Below are 17,654 nucleotides of genomic sequence, written 5' to 3'. Positions count from 1 at the left end.
GTAAAGGCGGTGATGGGGTGGATAATAGTTTAGTATCCCCGAATATAGGCTTATTATTTAAACAATATGGCTCTATTATAAAATTGGAAAAAGATCGCTCCGTTTATGTTGAAGGTGAGCTAGCAGAAGAGATTTATCTTGTGATTAGCGGATCTATTGCTATAAATAAAGATACAGAAGGCGGCAAACTACTGACTCTGAGAATTGTAGGTCCAGACAACTGTATAGGAGAATCTGGTGTTTTTGCAGATAATGCGCATCATAGTTTTTCTGCCCATACATTAGAGACCACTCAGCTATTGATGCTTCCTAAGAATAAATTTGAAAGTTTTCTCGTGAGTTCTACAGAGCTAATGGTAGAATGGACAAAATATATACAACTCGTATACTTAAAAAATCAGACAAGATTTCGAGATTTAATGCTTCATGGAAAAAAAGGAGCACTATTTTCAACTTTAATACGTCTGGCTAATACTTATGGGGAAAAACTCCCTGATGATAGTATTAAAATAAATTTTCAGCTAACTAATCAGGAAATAGCTAATCTATGTGCTATGAGTAGAGAAGTAGTCAATCGTATGCTAAATGATTTGAAGAATGAAGGTATTGTTTCTTTTCAAAAAGGAGTTATTACCATTCACGATATAGAATTATTAAAAAGAGAAAACCAATGCGAGAGCTGTCCTCTATGTGTTTGTAGAATAGATTAGTTTTATTTTTTGATTTGACTCTAGGTGGATGATTTTCGCGGAGGAAGCGATACTATGCTCCGTTTGTGATGTTTTATGTGTCTCCCTCTCCCGCTAATTCGCCACCTAATGCTTCAATAACAGTTTGTGTATTAATCCCGCAACTAAAATTTAATATCCAAGCAAATAAAAAACATTCCGCCCACATATGGACGGAATGTTTTTTATCTAATACCTAATGCAATTTTAGCGTAACGAGACATATTGTCTTTTGACCATGGCGGATTCCAAACAATGTTAACCTCGGTTTCTTTTACTTCTGGTAATTCTCCAAGCGCAGTTTTTACTTGATCGACAATCATCGGTCCCATTGGGCAACCAATAGAAGTTAGCGTCATCGTAACTGTAGCCTGTCCTTCATCTGTTAAATCTACATCATATACTAAGCCTAAATTGACAATATCAACGCCCAGCTCTGGGTCAATAACATTCTCAAGTGCAGACATCATACTATCTTTCATATCTTGATCCATACTGATAACCTCCTTACTTCTTTCATTCATCATAACAAAGAAGTAGCTTTTATGCCAAACAGTTTGCTAGCCATTCTGTAGCTCGTAGCATACCTTTTCTGGAAACAGCATGGCCAGAATTTTTTTCCTTCATAAATTCAATCTGAGACTCACCGTATTTTACAATCAAATCATCAACAAATTTCGAGGTTGGTGCAAAAGGTACTACTTCGTCCTTCGAACCGTGCCAGAAAAATAGCGGCTTGTTTGCTAACTTTTCTATTTGGTTAGATGCATCAAATACAGACAGCGTTTCAAACATTTTTCTTTTTTCTTCTTCATTCAATGGAACTTTAAAGCCTCTTTTTTCTATTAATTCAATTTGAGCTTTTGCTAACTCTACATATCCTGGAGTACCCATCATAATTGCTGCTGTATCTATCCAAGGATACGCAGTTAAACACCCAAGAGTAGTTATGCCCCCCATAGAGGTTCCAGCAACCCCAATTTTTTGTCCATTATCATAACCACGAGTACTTAGTTCCTGCTTTAGTTTACCAAGCTCTTCTATGGAAGTTAAAACTATTTCCCAAAATCTAAGGCTTATTTCTACTTGGTCTAACTTCATATCGCGATCTCCATGTAAATGAGCGTCGGGCATAATCACTCTACAGCCTTTACTAACTAACTGGTACGCATAATGAAGATTATGTTCTTTTCCACTTTCAAATCCATGTAGGAAAAAAACTACTGGTGCATTTTTATCAAAGTTATCATTAAATATATGTAAGACAGGAATTTCTCCCCAATTTTCTAAATTAGTAATCATTTAAGTCACCCCTCATTTGTATTATTACTATTTTAACAAAGCAAATCTTTTTTTACAAAATCGCAACATTCTACATTTTGACGTTGTCTTTGGAACAAGATAAACTTTATATAGAATAGAGGGGGAATTTTCTCATGGAACGTCACTTAATTGTATTAGATTTAGATGGTACTTTGTTAACAGACGAAAAAGTAATATCGGAAAACACTAAAACTACATTATTAAAAGCTAAGAGTGAAGGTCATGAAGTTATGATTGCAACAGGCAGACCTTTTCGATCTAGTGAAATGTACTATAGAGAGCTTGGCTTGACTACACCAATAGTTAATTTTAACGGTGCCTTTGTTCATCACCCAAATAATCGTTCATGGGATATGATACACAAACCGATAAGCCTAAACGTAGTAAAAGAAGTTGTAGAAGCTGTTCAGAGCTATTCTATAAAAAATATGCTCGCTGAAGTTCTAGATGACGTATACTTACATTATCATGATGAACAAATGTTATCTGCCTTTGCACTGGGAAATCCACAAATAACAACTGGAGATTTACGTACCTTTCTTAAAGCTGATCCTACTAGTCTTCTCATACATGCTGACGAAAATTCTGTAGACCTGGTAAGGAAGCATTTACGGGATGTACATGCAGAGGTTATTGACCATCGAAGATGGGGTGCGCCATGGGATGTTATTGAAATTGTTAGGCATGGCTTAAATAAAGCTGTAGGCTTAGACCATGTTTCTAAATATTTGAATATCCCTAAGGATAGAATTATTGCATTCGGAGATGAAGACAACGATCTTGAAATGATTGAATATGCTGGAGTTGGAGTAGCTATGGGAAATGCGATTTCACCGCTTCAAAACATAGCCAATGAAATTACTTCCACAAATAATGAAGATGGTATTGCAGAGTTCTTAAAAGAAAGATTAAAATTGAATTAACAAATTCACAATTTTTAGGAGGGTTAAAATGAAATTATTTGCTGACAGTGCTTGTGATTTGCCTAAGTCATTTTTTGAGTTAAGCCAAGTTGAACTAGCACCTCTTCGTGTTCATGTTGGTAATAAAGAATATGAAGATATTAATGATATAGAATCTACAGAGGTGTATGCGGCTATTCGTAGAGGTGAACAGCCTAAAACCTCTCAGGCTTCTCCAGAGCACTTCCTTCGAATTTTTGAGGAGTTAGCTAAATCAGGCGATGAGGGACTATACATAGCTTTCTCTTCTGAACTATCTGGCACATACTCTACGGCTGTCATGATGAAGGAACAACTATTAGAAACCTATCCCGATTTAAAACTAACGATAATCGACTCCAAATGTGCTTCACTTGGATATGGTCTTCTTGTGAAGGAAGCAGTTAAATTAAAAGAAGAAGGTCTTGATTTAGCATCTATAGAAGATAAAATTAGAAGAAATGCTAAGAATATGGAGCATTTGTTTACGGTAGATGACTTAGATTATTTGGCACGTGGTGGTCGAGTATCGAAAGCAAGTGCTTTTATTGGTGGACTTTTAAATATTAAACCAATTCTTCATGTAGAAGATGGCAAACTTGTACCAATCGAGAAAATACGCGGTACAAAAAAAGTGATGAAACGTATTATTGAATTAATCGAGGAACGTGGCGGAAATCTTGCAGGTCAAGTAGTTGCCATTAGCCATGCCGAAGTAGAAGAAAGAGCTAATGAGCTCAAACAAATGATACAAGAACGCTTTCAACCAGAAGATGTAGAGATTCATCTGATAGGGTCAACTATCGGAGCACATACTGGACCTGGAGCAATCTCTGTGTTCTTTTTAAATAAAGAAGCTTAAAAGTTTAAAAGACATTTCTATTAATAGATTTGTCTTTTTTATTTGTAAGGATATTTTACACCTCTTAGCACATAATAAGTTGGACTTATGTCGACATTTGCTGAAATGGAGTGAAATAATGGGTATTTTATCTGGAAATCAAAAAGAACAGCCTTTACATTGTGGTGAAGTGTTTGCTATTTGGACCAATCTAACAACAAACCAAGGTTTAATCGCAGCTCACCAAACTTTTTATAACCACACTGGAGATACCGAATTAAAGAAAATCATTGAAGACTCTGTTGAAGACATGAAAGAAGAAAATAAACAATTAGAAAAGATTTTGAAAGAAAATGGGATTGGACTACCTCCTGCTCCACCTGAACGACCAGTAGCAAATTTAGAGGACATCCCTACAGGTGCTAGATTCAATGATCCTGAAATTGCTGCCGCTTTAGCTATTGATGGCGCTGCTGGTTTGGTAGCATGCAGTAAAGCAATGGGTATTTCCACAAGAGAAGACATCGGCATGATGTATGGTCAATTTCATATGAAAAAGGCGCAATTAGGTGCTAAATTATTGAGATTGAGCAAGGAAAAGGGCTGGTTAATCCTCCCTCCTCTTCATCCAGAGCCTAAATGATTTTAAAGGGACGTGACTATCACGTCCCTTTAATCTTTTCATCAGAATATCAAATGTTGAGTTGTAGGAATAAGTTCTATAGATGATGACAAATTCTCTTATTCGAATTCTCAGCTCATACTTGAAACAAAAAATTCGAAGTCCTTCAAATTAATTAAATCCTTAATAAAAAAACTATCTCTTAGCTATAAGCCAAGAGATAGTCATTATTTTCATTTCGCTTTTTTACGATCGTCATCTCTTCTTCTTTGTTTTCCTTTTTTCCAAACTACTACTAGGAAAACAATGAATAATAGGTATGAGATTCCCATAGCAACAATATAGGCTGTGTTTAGACCTTTTCGTTCTGTTACTTGGAAGACTTCTACTATTTCACGGTCAATAACTAAACGGTAAGATCCATTATCTGAAGGCCTAACGATATCTGATTCAAAAAGCCCCTTAAGCTCTTTATCTTCTCCAACAATATCGCTAGAAAGATCAATTCGCTGTGTGGCGCTTGTATTATTGATTACAATAATAAAGGTTTCATCATTTGAAGAACGTTTATAAACAACATAACCGTTTTCATTTTTTAATAGTTCTGTATCTCCTGAGCGTATGGTATCTGATTTTGCTCGAATAGAGTTAATATCTTTAATATATTCAATGAGTTCCTCATCTACTCGAAAGTTCATGATTTGATGACTTTCTTCTGGAATTTGTCCATTCATCGCAATCTCTGTACCATACGTCATATAAGGCACTCCCGGTAAAGTCAGCATTGTCCCAATTGCTGTACGAATACGAGTTGGTGGAAACATGTTTTCCAATGCACTATGATAAGTAAATCTTTCAGACGTTAAACTATCAATCATCAATAAATCATTGAAATCTGTAGCGCCAATTACCTCAGAAGGATAATCTGTATTTTTAAAAGCATCCCTAAAATCAATCATTCGCTGTTCTGAATAATTGACATCAAAGTCTGCCTCACTCTCTTCTAATGCAATAATGTACATTGGGTCACGCACTTCTTTTAATGCTTCTATTAATTCATTTAAAAAATCAGTAGGAGCCCCTTCAAGTTCTGATAGCTTAACACCATCAAATTTATATTTTGTAGCAAACTCAACAATACTTTCCTTTAAGGCTGCTTGTACTTCTTCATTTTTCAAGTCTAAAGTCAGTTTTCCATTGTCAGTCGAAGTTATCCAGTCTTGTTTATCTGCTTCTGAAGCCCAAGCATGGTTAGCACTGTAATTATTCAATGGGAATTCAATCATTAATTTCATTTCTTTATCGTGCGTAGTCTTAATAAGCTTTTCAAACTCTTCAGAAGTCCCAAATTGCTTTTCTACTTCATTAAAATTTAAAACTGCCTTTCCATCATAGGATTCAGTGGAAAAAACCGGACCAATCGAGATAATAGTAAATCCCATGTCTCTTATATGATCCATCTTATCTATTATTCCTATAAAATCTCCCCCCGCAAAAGCAAGGTGGTCTTTAATATCTACATTGTAGTCGTTAGCTACGGTACTGTTAAAGTATCGGTCAACATATAAGTCATAAATACTTTCATTATGTATAGATGAACCTGTTTCCGCTTGAGCGCTATATGCTGTCGTTATCCATAGACTACTAATAAGTAATATAGAAACAAGCCATTTTTTAAGTTTCAAGGTAATCCTCCTCTACATCGGGTTAACATATAAAATCATCTTGTCTATTTATACCCAAAAAAACAAGACTTATCACCGTTAATTTTAACAAAGCTACGTTTTAATCGCTATGTTTTATACTGAAATAGCTAAAAAAATATAAAAGTATTCGTCCAAACTGTGTCTTAAAAAGAACTCCCATTTAGTGATTGTAAATTTAACACTAAGCACAATGTATTAACTCTGAAGGTTCATTATAAAATATTTGGTGGGTTGAGTGAGCAAGATAAGACATTACACTCGACCGGCTTATCGTTCTCCCCCGCAGAAAGCGTCCTTCTAAAGCAGAAATCAACTATACTATATTCTGTAGAACAAGATACTTTTTTAAAAACAACCTATATTATTAATTTTCAAGCTCAATTTTTACAAATAAAAAAGGCTCTCAAGATGAGAGCCTTTTGTTTGTTACGCTAAGAAATTGATACCCATTGGTAGCTTAAATCCTAGGAATAACGTGATAAGGAAAAATACAAACACTAGCACAAGGAAGGTTGTATAAGGTTTTCCTTTTGTCTTTTTAACTAATGTCATTTCCATCATTCCGATTACTAGAAGGCCTGCTATAAACTTCAAGCCATAAAGCATACCTTCACCAAAGTCCATTCCTTTCATGAATAGAGCAACTCCGGTAATGATGATTAGTAAATAGTCTAAACGCAAAATCATGTGAACTACTTTCGGGTTAGCCATTGCTAAAGCAACCAAAAATAGGATTAGGGCTACTACCCAAGTTGTTATGTGTAAGTGCGTGCTTGCTAAGAAATCCATTGTTTCACCTCAACGTTAATTTTAATATATCTCTAATATACCACTTCTAAACTACCATTACTCAAATTTGTTTACAAGCGTTCCGATTCCTTCAATGGAAACTTTCACAATATCGCCAGATTTCAAAAATTTTGGAGGGTTAAATCCTTTTCCAACCCCTGCAGGCGTTCCTGTTAGAATGACATCCCCTGGCTCAAGTGTCACTACTTTAGAAATTTCACAGATAATATTCTCTACAGAATATATCATGTCTGATGTTACGCCGTTTTGACGGATTTCATCATTCACTTTAGTCACAATTGTTAAGTCCTGTGGATTTGGAATTTCATCCTTTGTAACCACGTAAGGACCCATTGGACATGAACAATCTAAGCTTTTTCCAAGGAAAAATTGCTGATGTTTCTTTTGTAGGTCACGAGCTGTAATATCATTTGCAATAGTATATCCAAATACATAATCGTAAGCTAATTTAGTAGGAATGTTCTTCCCTTCCTTACCAATAATGATTGCTAGCTCTCCTTCATAATCTAATGAGGAAGTTAGCTCCGCATGAACTGGTAATGTTTGTTCGTCAGCAGCAATGGAAGTTGGAGCCTTAGTGAATACTACGAAATCCTCTGCTACTCCACCCATTTCCTTTGCATGGTCGGCATAGTTTTTACCAATAGCCATCACATTTTTAGGAGTACGAGGAATAGGTGATAACCATTCAATTTCCGTAAATGAGCGTTTAAAACGATTAGGATCCTCTTCTTTTAAAGCTGTCTCGACTAAAACTCGAATCTGTTCAATAAAATCCATCCCGAAACTGACACCTTGGACAATAGTAGCTGGAAAGTTCGGTAACACTTGTAGTTCTTCTTGAATAGAAAGAACATCCCATACTGCCTCTTCCTTTTTCACTTTTGGTCCAAAATAAATTTTATCGTTTACTCGGTATGACAATAGCTTCATCCATAAACACTCCTCTAAAGAAATTTGAATCTATTAGTATAGTCTATTACAAATAACCTTTATTTTCATCTTTTTCGAATTAAATTTTTGAATAAGTCAGTTTTCTCCACAATGCTTCCACAGGCCCTTGTTTAAATTTAAGGAACCAAATTTCTGCAAATATAACTTGAATTACATAAATACCTACTGCCATCCATGTACCTGTTGCCACATCTACTTGACCATATAATCCGAAGCCATAGCTATAGAAAATAGTCGTTGCAATAATAGATTGCATTAGATAAATCGTCATCGACATTCTTCCTGCTTTTCCGAACGGCGAAAGTATTTTCCCAATAATAGGTATTGCACAGATTAAAGCAATAATCCCTCCGTATGCAATTGCCTGAAGTGGTCCGCCAAACGTATCCTGTACTGTCATTGTAAACAAGTCATCGCCTTTACTAAACGGAAGCCACTTAATAGCTGTACCTGATGCCATTGTTATCAATATGGTGATAATCCAGAAAAGCTTTAGCTCTCTTGCTCGTTCTATTAACTTCAGCTTTGCTGCAGCCGCTCCCACCATCAAAAGTGGAAGAATTGTACATATAATTAGCACTATATTTAATCCGTACCCTTGCATATAAAGCCAGTCAGTAATTCTTTGGCTAGATACATCAAACCAAGAGCCTTGGGAAAATGCGACGATGGAATTCTCTACTTCTTGAATTCCTGTATAAAGAGTAGCTTCCTCTGGAGCCGCTTTTACTAAAAAGTATAAAAGCCCACTCAACAAGCCATTTGGTATTAAAAATAATAATGCGCTGATTAAAAACAACCAAATCGGCTTCAATTTCATCAGTACAATTAACAACAATCCTGCTAGGGCATAAGTTATTAATATATCACCAGACCAAATAAGAAAAGCATGAATACATCCGATTCCTAGCAATATTAACAGCCTTCTAACTGCTAGTCGGTTAAAGGATGTTCCCTTTTCCTCCGATTTCATAAACTGCATCGCTAATCCATATCCAAATAGCATTGAAAACAAAGGATAAACACTGCCCTGTACAAAAATATCAATCCACTTATAGCTTTCTTGGTCGCCTGGGGTCTGATACCAGTCATATGGATTCACATAAATATAAGGACCATGAAAAAACAACATATTGACGACAAAAATACCTAATAAAGCAAATCCTCTCATTACATCAATGGATATGATTCTTTCTTTCTCTTGCGTTGGTATAATCACCAAATTTCCCCCTAAAGTGTTACAGTTTTATTTATGTCAAATAGATATAGAACTCTTTCTTTTATCCCTACTTGCATGATGTCTTGAATAGCCCTTGCATACAAGGAAAGCTGTAGCTCGTATCTATTTTTCAATTCCTGAACTAAATGATCTTCATTATTTTGCAGATGTTTTACTCTATCTGTCTTATAATCTAGCAGCACCCATTGACCATCTTCTTCTTGAAACAAGCAATCTACAACCCCTTGAATAATTTGCTTGTCACCATCTGGATCAACTAAAGCATATGTGAAAGGAAATTCTCTCATTACTTGTGTAGCTGCTCTCAATCGATCCGCTATTTCTGAATGGAAGAATGGAACCATCTTGTTTGGGTCTATTGCCGCTTGCTCCGCAGCAGTTAATATCTCTCTCTCTTTTAAACGCTCAGCAAAAGCTAAAACTTGCTCCGACGTTTTCTTTTCCTCTAAATCTACGTTTTGCATGAATGCATGGACAGCGGTACCAGCCTCGGCACCAGTCAGCTTCTCTTCCTGTTGCAAAAAGAATGGTCGTTTTGCTGTCTTGTCACTTAAAGTGTTTGTAGTTGGACCAAAAAACTCTTCATCTTCACGCTCTAACAAAAGTTGAAGTTTTTTCATGTCACTTACTGATTGCTTTGAACGCTTGTGGGTAGAAACCTCAAATGGATAAATTGTGTCAAATATATTTTTGATATCCTCTAACATCGCTGGCTCTTCCGTTTTAATGAGTTCGGAAAGCGTTACTTGCTCCTTTTCTTCCTCTACATGTTGGACTTTAAACTCTTCTATATGCTTAGCGATAATGTTCCATTTAGATGGACCCTCCAATAAATTGGCCTCGTTTACTTCAGATAGTTGTTTATAGTCTGGATGACGAGCAAGGGCTGGACCAATCCAGTCTAAATAACCTTTTGCTTTAGCTCGTACATAGTCAGGGATCATTTCATCGCTCAGCAGTGTTTGAGAATCCTCCCATTTTTCCAATGTTTTTGTCAGGTCCTTGATCGTAGCAACTAAATATAAATGTTCCTTGGCACGGGTCATCGCCACATATAGAACTCGCATTTCCTCTGCCTTTAGCTCCATCTGTTTTTTTTCCTTAATCGCAAGAAATGGTAACGAGGTAAAAGAAATACGCTTTATAGGGTCAATCGCCTTTACTGCTAACCCAAAGTTTTGATCAAATAAATACGACTCATTGAAATCCATTTGGTTAAACGGTCTGCCCATGCCTGCTAAAAAGACTACAGGAAACTCGAGACCCTTAGAGGAATGAATTGTCATTAATCGAACAACATTTTCTTTCTCACTGATAGCACGAGCAGCTCCCAGGTCATCCCCACGTTTTCTCATACGATCAATAAAGCGAAGGAAACGGAAGAGACCACGGAACGAGGTCTTTTCATAAGTTACTGCTCTGTCATGCAAAACACGCAAATTTGCCTGTCGTTGCTTACCGTTTGGCATAGATCCTACAATTTCGTAATAATGTGTATCTAAATATATTTGCCAGATTAAATCTGCTAGAGATCCTCTTCTACTTAGATTCCGCCAATCCTCAAATTGCAGAAGAAATCTTTGCAACTTCTCTGCAGTTTCTACTGTCAGTCCTGCACCCCCACTTGAGACAAATACTTTTAATGCCTCATAGAAAGGCTCCTTAGGCGCTGCTAGTCTAATTAAAGCTAATTCAGATTCTGTTAAGCCTACGAATGGAGCACGCAAAACAGAAGCTAGTGAGATATCCTGATATGGATTGTCAATTGTTCGCAGCGTATGTAGCATGATTAGTACTTCTACTGCCTCAAAGTAACCCTTAGAAAGCTCCGCGTACAATGGAATACCTGCTTCCTTAAATTGCTCGTTGACTTCTTGAGACCAAGTCATGGAGCGCATTAAAATAACGATGTCGCTATACTGTAACGGCCGTTCTTTTTTCTTCCACGGATCATAGACAGTATGACCGCTGCCAATCATTTCTTTTATCTTAGAAATAATATAACGAGCCTCTGCCTGAGATTTTTTTAACTCCTCCTCAGCGTCAACTGTTTTAAAATCATCCTCATCTTCCTCTGATTCTGCGTTGCCATCTTCTACCTCATATAGCAAGGCGAGTTCAATGGCCGCATCTCTATCATCATAAGGAGCTTGTGGCTTCAAGGAAGCAGCATCGTCGTAGTCAATTTCTCCAACACTTTCTCCCATTACTTGCTGAAAAATATAGTTTGTTCCGTGCAATACCTCTTGACGGCTACGGAAGTTGGCATTTAAATCTATCTTAACTCCTGAGTCATAGGGCTCTTCTTTAAATTTTCGATATTTCCCTAAGAAAAGCATCGGCTCGGCAAGTCTAAATCGATAGATGGACTGCTTTACATCTCCTACCATAAACATGTTTCCCGTGAGTTCTTCTCCACTCTTAACTAGCTGTAGAATTGTCTCTTGGAGTCTGTTTGTATCCTGATATTCATCGACCAGTACTTCCTTAAAGCGAGCTTGGTAATCCTCCGCTATAGCAGAAGGCATTAAATTACCTTCCTCATCGCGCTCCGTTAATATTTCCAGAGCATAATGCTCCAAGTCAGAAAAATCCACTAAACCTTTTTCATTTTTTGCAGCAGTATATCTTTCCCCATAAGAGATTGCCAAATCTACTAAGGTTTTTAAATGAGGTGCCATTAGACGCATTTCTTCTAATAAGCGTTCAGGTGTACGGGTAAAATATTTATCCTTAAGATCATTTACGATCTTTTTCACTTTATTTCGTTTATTCGCTGCCTGCTTTTTGAGCACCTCATCGCAGGAATCTTTTCGAATAGATGCTGCTTTTCCCCATTTTAACCCTTGAAAATAGTAATACACTTCTTGCCAAGTACCCATTTTTAACAAGCGGACTGCTTCCTGTATTAGGGTTTGATCGTTAATAGCAGTATCGGCAAGTGGGGCTGGTCCGTTCGGAAGATTAGCAAGTCTTTTAATTTCATCTGATACGGCAATTGCTTCCTCCAACTGATAAGTCAAAGCAAGCTTCAATGGTTCAATAAACGGAAGCTCATCAATAGTCATCTGCTCATCTAATTCGTATTCCTTTGGAATTGCTAATAGCCATTTACTTGGCTCCGGATGAACACGAGCATAGCTGTATAGTTTGTCTATCATAACCTCAATCGATTGATCATCACGGTCTGAAGTAAAGCTATCGGACAACAAATACATGGCTTCTGGATTGTCTGTTTGATATGCTTCTTCTAGAATTTCTGCCAATACATCATCTCTCATTAGTGCAGCCTCTGTATCGTCCGCTATTCGAAAGCCAGGATCAATCGTGAGCATATATGAATATTGCCTTACGATATTTAAGCAAAACGAATGCAAGGTGGAAATTTGCGCCTTGTTTAACAAAGTCAGCTGCTTTCTCAAATGAGTAGAATCTGGATCTAGGACGATTGCCTTTTCTAGTGCCTCTCTCATTCGATGACGCATTTCTGCTGCGGAAGCATTTGTGAATGTTACTACTAGTAACTCATCCACATTAATCGGATTTTCTTTTGCAATTACTTTCTGGATAAGTCGATCGATGAGTACAGCTGTTTTACCAGAACCTGCGGCAGCTGCTACTAATACATCTGAACCAGTAGCCCAGATTGCCTTCCACTGTGCCGGGGTCCATGTTAAATCGGCCGGCATGTTAGGAATCTTCATTTGTACTCATCTCCTTTTGAATCTTTTCCGTTATAACGTCTGGTTTTTCTACTTTAATCACTCGAACCTTTTGCTCCGGGTCCTGAGGGTCAAATTGACATACACTTTTGTATGAGCAGTATTGGCATGGCATCTTGTCCTTCATGACATACGGATAAACTCGAGTGTCTCCCGCATTCATACCGTTACCGGCTTGTTCATGTTTTTTACGGACAAAGGATTGTAAAAGTTTCATTTGTTCTGGTTCTACTACTTTGGAGGAGGATTTAGATAGATTCCCATCCTTGTTCATGCGAACCGGTATCACTTTTGAAAATCCATCTATTTGCTCGTCCATTTCCATAACTACCTCCGGATCATCCAAAAGCAAGCCATTCATCTTATATGACTTATAAATAGCGTCCTGTAGCTCTGTGTCTTCAAGTTCCTTCTGGCTTTGAATAAATGGATTATGCATATGCACGTATAACACACCTGCTGGTTCAGCTTCCTCTTGCAACCAAATTTTTGCATTTTCTACTGCTACATCTAAATAGGTTAAAAGCTGAAGTGATATACCATGATATACTTCATTCAAATCAATGCCTTTCTTAGATGACTTGTAATCTATAATTCGCATGAACATATTACCATTCACGTTTGCAGCGTCGACCCTGTCAATTCTTCCTCGTAACTGCATTCTACGGCTATTTTTTAATGGAATTTCCATAGGTGGTAATATCTCACCTGGACCAAATCCAGCTTCAATGGCAATGGGCACGAAGCTAGATACTTGTGAATGTCTGCTTAATGCCACTAAGGTATTGCCTACTATCTGCTCTAATTTTCGTTGAATGTAACGATATCTATTTGTACTTAACAAGAGCTGATGTACAAAGACCGGAACTATATGGTCTACAGCCTTCTTTGCAAGCTGCGTGCACTCTGCTTTAGTTAGCTGGCCCCACGTTAAATTTAAGCGTGATGTCTCGTCAGATATCCACTTCATAGCAGCATGGAATAAGTCCCCCATAGCTGGTGCCTCCAAGCGATACTCTGCTCGCTCCTCCAACTTTAGTCCGTAGCCTGCGAAATGAGCGAAAGGACAGCTATAATACTTTTCAACACGCGAAACGCTTGAATTGATAGTTTCACCGTATAACGCAGCGGTTATATCCTGAGACAACAGCTCGGTTTTGTTTCCACGAAGCATCGGTCTAATAATCCGCTTTAAGAGCGTGGACCAGTATGGGTCCTCCATATAATAGTGATACACTGCCTGCCATGCATCCGCCAATTCACCGGTTTGTAAAGCCTGACGGAGCTGCATCGACAAATATGCCAGAGTTGTTCTAGGATGACTAATTAATGTGATATCAAAGCTCTGATCTTTAATATCAGAAGGATCGATTACAGCTAATTCCAATGGAACACCATCTACTAACTGTTGAAGCTTGCTAATATACATAGAAGGCAGCTGAGCCTTCCCTTCACTATCCGCAATAGCATAAGATACATACAAATAATGAGAAGGAGTTGCAAAAGCTTTATACGTCAAATAATTTTCATCGAGCAATCTCATCCGAGAGGTTGGCGCTAGCTCAAAGCCTACTTTAGTAAACCATTCCCGCTCAGTATCGGATAGCAACCCCTCATGATCTATTCTTTTTGGGAACACGCCATCGTTTACACCTACTACAAATACAGCTTTTATATTTGTCAGACGCGCGGTATCTACGTTTCCTACGATTACCTGATCTATTGTAGGAGGAATTCGAGAAAAGGTCAGCTGGTCATAGCCTTCATCGAGGATTTTCATCGTTTCCTCTAGTGACATTTCTTTCTCCCCAAACATTAAAACAAACTGGTCAAGCACATCGACCCAATCGTTCCATGCCTGGTCATGCTCTGTAGCCAACAATAGCTGTCCGCTCTCCTCCTCCGCTTTTTTGAGACTTTGCAATTTTTCATAAACCTGCAAGGATTCCATAAAGGTATAGAGTGCGGTGGCTATTTCTTTTCCTGTACTGCATTCGCCTAAGGAATCGGCCAGCTTCTTAATAGGTTGAATGAGAACATCTCTTACTGCATGGATCTCCGCTTGTATACTTAGTTCTTCATCAGTCTGGACTTTCGAATAAAACTCCAATCCACGATACTTTTTATAAGTCCATCTTCGTTCATCAAACCAACGATCGCCGTATATACCAAAAGACAAAACAAAATTTTCTAAGCGATCCGCACGTTCCCTCCACATCGTTTTAGGCGCATCTAGCGGAAAAAAGAGATCAGTCTTAATCGCCCGGAACATGGGTTCATATTTCCAATCCGTTCGAATAATCTCTAAAACTGTTCTACTAAGCTCGATGAGAGGATGATGTAGCATGGATTTCTTTTTACTTATGAAAAATGGAATTTCATATTGCGGAAAAGTTGTCTCAATTAGTCCTTCATAGTTTTCTGCATCACGATGCAATATAGCAATCTCGTTATATCTAACGCTTTTAAACTGAGCTAAGTCTCTGATATGTCTAGCTACCGCATGAATTTCTGCACGTTTATTCATCGCCTCTGTAAGCCTTAAAGCTCCTTTAGAGACAATTTCTGTTGGTGGCAATTGATCAAAGTTTGCTTCGATATGAGCTAGCTCCGCAGCAACAAACCTTCTTTGCTCGCTAAAATGAACTGTGTTCTCAACTTCTACACCCACTGACTGAGCCATCTCTATTAATCTAACTGCTGTATTGGCAGGCTGAAAGAACAAGGATTGCTCATCATAAGCATCAGACAGGCTCCCTAGTGGAAAAGCGATAGAAATTCTTCTTGCTTTCTTCATCAACGCTTGAATGATTTCAAGCTCTCTTGTTGTAAAAGAGGTAAAACCATCAATATAAATTTCAGCAGTTTCTAGTAAATACGAGTCTTCTATCTTATTGGCAAGCAGAGTTAAATATCCCTCTCCATCTACATAACTCGTTCCTAGCTTCTGTTCTATTAAATCTAACATCATCATGATGTCAGATGATTTGTCTAACAATGTTTGAGGCGCATCTACAGCCCTTAAGTCACTAACTGCATTGCTCATCGAAGAATAATCTAAGCAATACCGACTAAACTCCTTTAGTAAAACCTCTATTTGATCTGTGAATCCCCGTTTAGTAGAGGCACGCTTAAATAAAGTGAATTCCTCTTTATTTTCCTCTAGCAAGCTACGGATGAGCATTCGATAACCGAAACCGCTAATCTCTTCTTTTGCGATTCCCCCTGTTTCCTGAAGGACACGCCAGGCAAGACGTTTAAAGGTGGTCACTTGAGCACGGATGATTCCGCTTAACCCTGAGTCTGCAGCCAAGTCATATTCACTGGAAAAAGACATTTGGTCAGGAACTATATAAAAAATAGGGTCTCCAATCGGAGCCGCTTTTACTGTTTGGACGATTTCTTCCTGCATAAATTTTGTTTTACCAGAGCCCGATCGACCACTAATAATTCGTAATGACAAGCTAAACTAGCTCCTTTCATAAAAAAACCGAATAATTCCCTACTCTCATTGTACAAAACATAATCGAGTGAGGGAAATTATTCGGATGAAAAATTAAACGTGGCATCAGCTATTGGAAGATACTTCATCTTTACTTCACCAATAACTTCATCTTTATCTATAAAATGAAAATAGCGGCTATCGAGACTGGCCATTCTATTGTCCCCAAGTACAAATAGTTTACCTTTGGGTACAGTTTTATAACCCGTTAAATCATATAATTCAAAGTCTTCTGTAAAATGCTCGTCTGGATTATTATATGCGATGTTACCCTTTAAAAAAGGCTCATCTACCTTTTTTCCGTTTACGAATAGTTCATCATTTTCATATTTAATCGTATCTCCAGGTACACCAATGACACGTTTGACGAAATCTTCTTCTCCATTGTTAAAAATAATTATGTCCATGCGGTTAATCGGTGAAATCTTACTAATTAGGACCCTGTCTTGATCTGAAAGCGTGGGCATCATTGACTTACCACTAACTTCATAATTAGTTACAATAAACAGTCGAACTACGAGTACTATAGCTACAGCAATTGTTATGGCAATTACCCATTCAATTGTCTCCTGCTTTAATTTACTCAAATGTCTCTCCTCTTTTTCTCTTTCTTTTGGCCTTGATGCCTCTAAAATCATCTTCTACTTTCTTTTCAATTCTTTTTTCCACTCGCTTTCCAATGAACCATAATATTGCAATGACAATAACAACTATTGCTGTTCGAATTGGTTGGGTCACAAGTGCTTTAAGGTCAGACCCGATAAAGCTCACAACAAAAATCATGATCAGTTTACCGGATGCTACCGTCCATAAATATGTATGCTTTTTAATATTTGACAACCCAGCTACTATATTTACCAAGGCAGAAGGAGTGAAAGGAAAACATATCAATAAGAATAGTGGACCAAAACCATTTCTCTCTACCCATAATATTAATTTTTGTATTCTTTCATGCCTAGTTATAAAACCTAATACGCGTGCTCGTCCATATTTTCTAATGACTAAGAATACTGTATAAGCTCCAACGAAGGAACCAACCCACGATATTAAAAAACCAAATAACAACCCATAGGCTGCTACGTTTGCCACAATAAACACCACTAGAGGTAAAAATGGTAAAAAAGCTTCTAGAAAGGGCAGTAGGATACCAAATATCGGTCCGAGCGCCCGATAGTCATGCGTTAAATTAGTGAGTGTGTCTAAAGAAAACCAATCTGGCATATTTCTCTCCTCCGCCTATGTATATTTGTACTTTTCCCTTTTAT

The 17,654-nt window shown here is 37.6% G+C and carries 14 protein-coding genes; 4 read left to right on the top strand and 10 right to left on the bottom strand.

What is annotated here, in order from left to right:
- The first annotated feature begins 17 nt into the window (after window positions 1-17).
- Window positions 18-710, top strand: a complete 693-nt coding sequence (locus tag MHB55_RS05680) for a Crp/Fnr family transcriptional regulator (protein ID WP_340862802.1) — start codon at window positions 18-20, stop codon at window positions 708-710.
- A gap of 203 nt (window positions 711-913) precedes the next feature.
- On the opposite strand, the gene MHB55_RS05675 is transcribed toward MHB55_RS05680, so the two are convergent.
- Both MHB55_RS05675 and MHB55_RS05670 read right to left on the bottom strand, forming a co-directional pair.
- Entirely contained in the window at window positions 914-1,222 is a 309-nt protein-coding gene (locus tag MHB55_RS05675; RefSeq protein ID WP_144537696.1) for a metal-sulfur cluster assembly factor, read from the bottom strand.
- A gap of 49 nt (window positions 1,223-1,271) precedes the next feature.
- Window positions 1,272-2,030, bottom strand: a complete 759-nt coding sequence (locus MHB55_RS05670) for a prolyl oligopeptidase family serine peptidase (protein ID WP_144537695.1) — start codon at window positions 2,028-2,030, stop codon at window positions 1,272-1,274.
- A gap of 134 nt (window positions 2,031-2,164) precedes the next feature.
- On the opposite strand from MHB55_RS05670, the gene MHB55_RS05665 reads away from it, so the two are divergent.
- From MHB55_RS05665 to MHB55_RS05655, 3 genes are all read left to right on the top strand, one after another.
- On the top strand, window positions 2,165-2,974 hold the full coding sequence (locus tag MHB55_RS05665) for a Cof-type HAD-IIB family hydrolase (RefSeq protein WP_144537694.1): 810 nt from the start codon (window positions 2,165-2,167) through the stop codon (window positions 2,972-2,974).
- A gap of 28 nt (window positions 2,975-3,002) precedes the next feature.
- Window positions 3,003-3,854: a DegV family protein gene (locus MHB55_RS05660; RefSeq protein ID WP_144537692.1), complete on the top strand. Its 852-nt coding sequence runs from the start codon at window positions 3,003-3,005 to the stop codon at window positions 3,852-3,854.
- A 118-nt stretch (window positions 3,855-3,972) separates the two neighbouring features.
- The gene (locus MHB55_RS05655) at window positions 3,973-4,476 is read left to right on the top strand and encodes a DUF3231 family protein (RefSeq protein WP_340862801.1); all 504 of its coding nucleotides are present in this window, start codon (window positions 3,973-3,975) and stop codon (window positions 4,474-4,476) included.
- A 212-nt stretch (window positions 4,477-4,688) separates the two neighbouring features.
- Here the strand turns inward: MHB55_RS05655 and MHB55_RS05650 are convergent, their stop codons facing one another.
- The 8 genes from MHB55_RS05650 to MHB55_RS05615 form a co-directional block, all read right to left on the bottom strand.
- Window positions 4,689-6,140 (bottom strand): alpha-amylase family glycosyl hydrolase, encoded by a 1,452-nt coding sequence (locus tag MHB55_RS05650; protein WP_144537689.1) that lies wholly within the window; start codon window positions 6,138-6,140, stop codon window positions 4,689-4,691.
- 447 nt (window positions 6,141-6,587) lie between these two features.
- Entirely contained in the window at window positions 6,588-6,950 is a 363-nt protein-coding gene (locus MHB55_RS05645; protein WP_144537687.1) for a DUF1516 family protein, read from the bottom strand.
- Window positions 6,951-7,007: 57 nt separating this feature from the next.
- Window positions 7,008-7,904 carry a fumarylacetoacetate hydrolase family protein gene (locus MHB55_RS05640; RefSeq protein WP_340862800.1) on the bottom strand — a complete coding sequence of 299 codons (897 nt, stop codon included), beginning with the start codon at window positions 7,902-7,904 and terminating at the stop codon, window positions 7,008-7,010.
- 79 nt (window positions 7,905-7,983) lie between these two features.
- Window positions 7,984-9,144 (bottom strand): DUF418 domain-containing protein, encoded by a 1,161-nt coding sequence (locus MHB55_RS05635; RefSeq protein ID WP_340862799.1) that lies wholly within the window; start codon window positions 9,142-9,144, stop codon window positions 7,984-7,986.
- Between the two features lie 11 nt (window positions 9,145-9,155).
- Window positions 9,156-12,869, bottom strand: coding sequence for a helicase-exonuclease AddAB subunit AddA (addA, locus tag MHB55_RS05630; protein ID WP_340862798.1), 3,714 nt, complete (start codon window positions 12,867-12,869; stop codon window positions 9,156-9,158).
- Window positions 12,856-16,350: a helicase-exonuclease AddAB subunit AddB gene (gene addB / locus MHB55_RS05625; protein ID WP_340862797.1), complete on the bottom strand. Its 3,495-nt coding sequence runs from the start codon at window positions 16,348-16,350 to the stop codon at window positions 12,856-12,858. The genes addA and addB overlap by 14 nt, the downstream gene beginning before the upstream one ends.
- Before the next feature lie 77 nt (window positions 16,351-16,427).
- Window positions 16,428-16,976, bottom strand: a complete 549-nt coding sequence (lepB, locus tag MHB55_RS05620) for a signal peptidase I (protein ID WP_225215866.1) — start codon at window positions 16,974-16,976, stop codon at window positions 16,428-16,430.
- Window positions 16,969-17,610 (bottom strand): TVP38/TMEM64 family protein, encoded by a 642-nt coding sequence (locus MHB55_RS05615; RefSeq protein WP_144537679.1) that lies wholly within the window; start codon window positions 17,608-17,610, stop codon window positions 16,969-16,971. The genes lepB and MHB55_RS05615 overlap by 8 nt, the downstream gene beginning before the upstream one ends.
- Between the last annotated feature and the right edge of the window lie 44 nt (window positions 17,611-17,654).

This window comes from Psychrobacillus sp. FSL K6-1267 (genome assembly GCF_038003265.1).
Taxonomy (GTDB): domain Bacteria; phylum Bacillota; class Bacilli; order Bacillales_A; family Planococcaceae; genus Psychrobacillus; species Psychrobacillus faecigallinarum.
The sequence above is the reverse complement of the archived record's forward strand: the minus strand, read 5'-3'. Positions and strand labels throughout refer to the sequence as shown.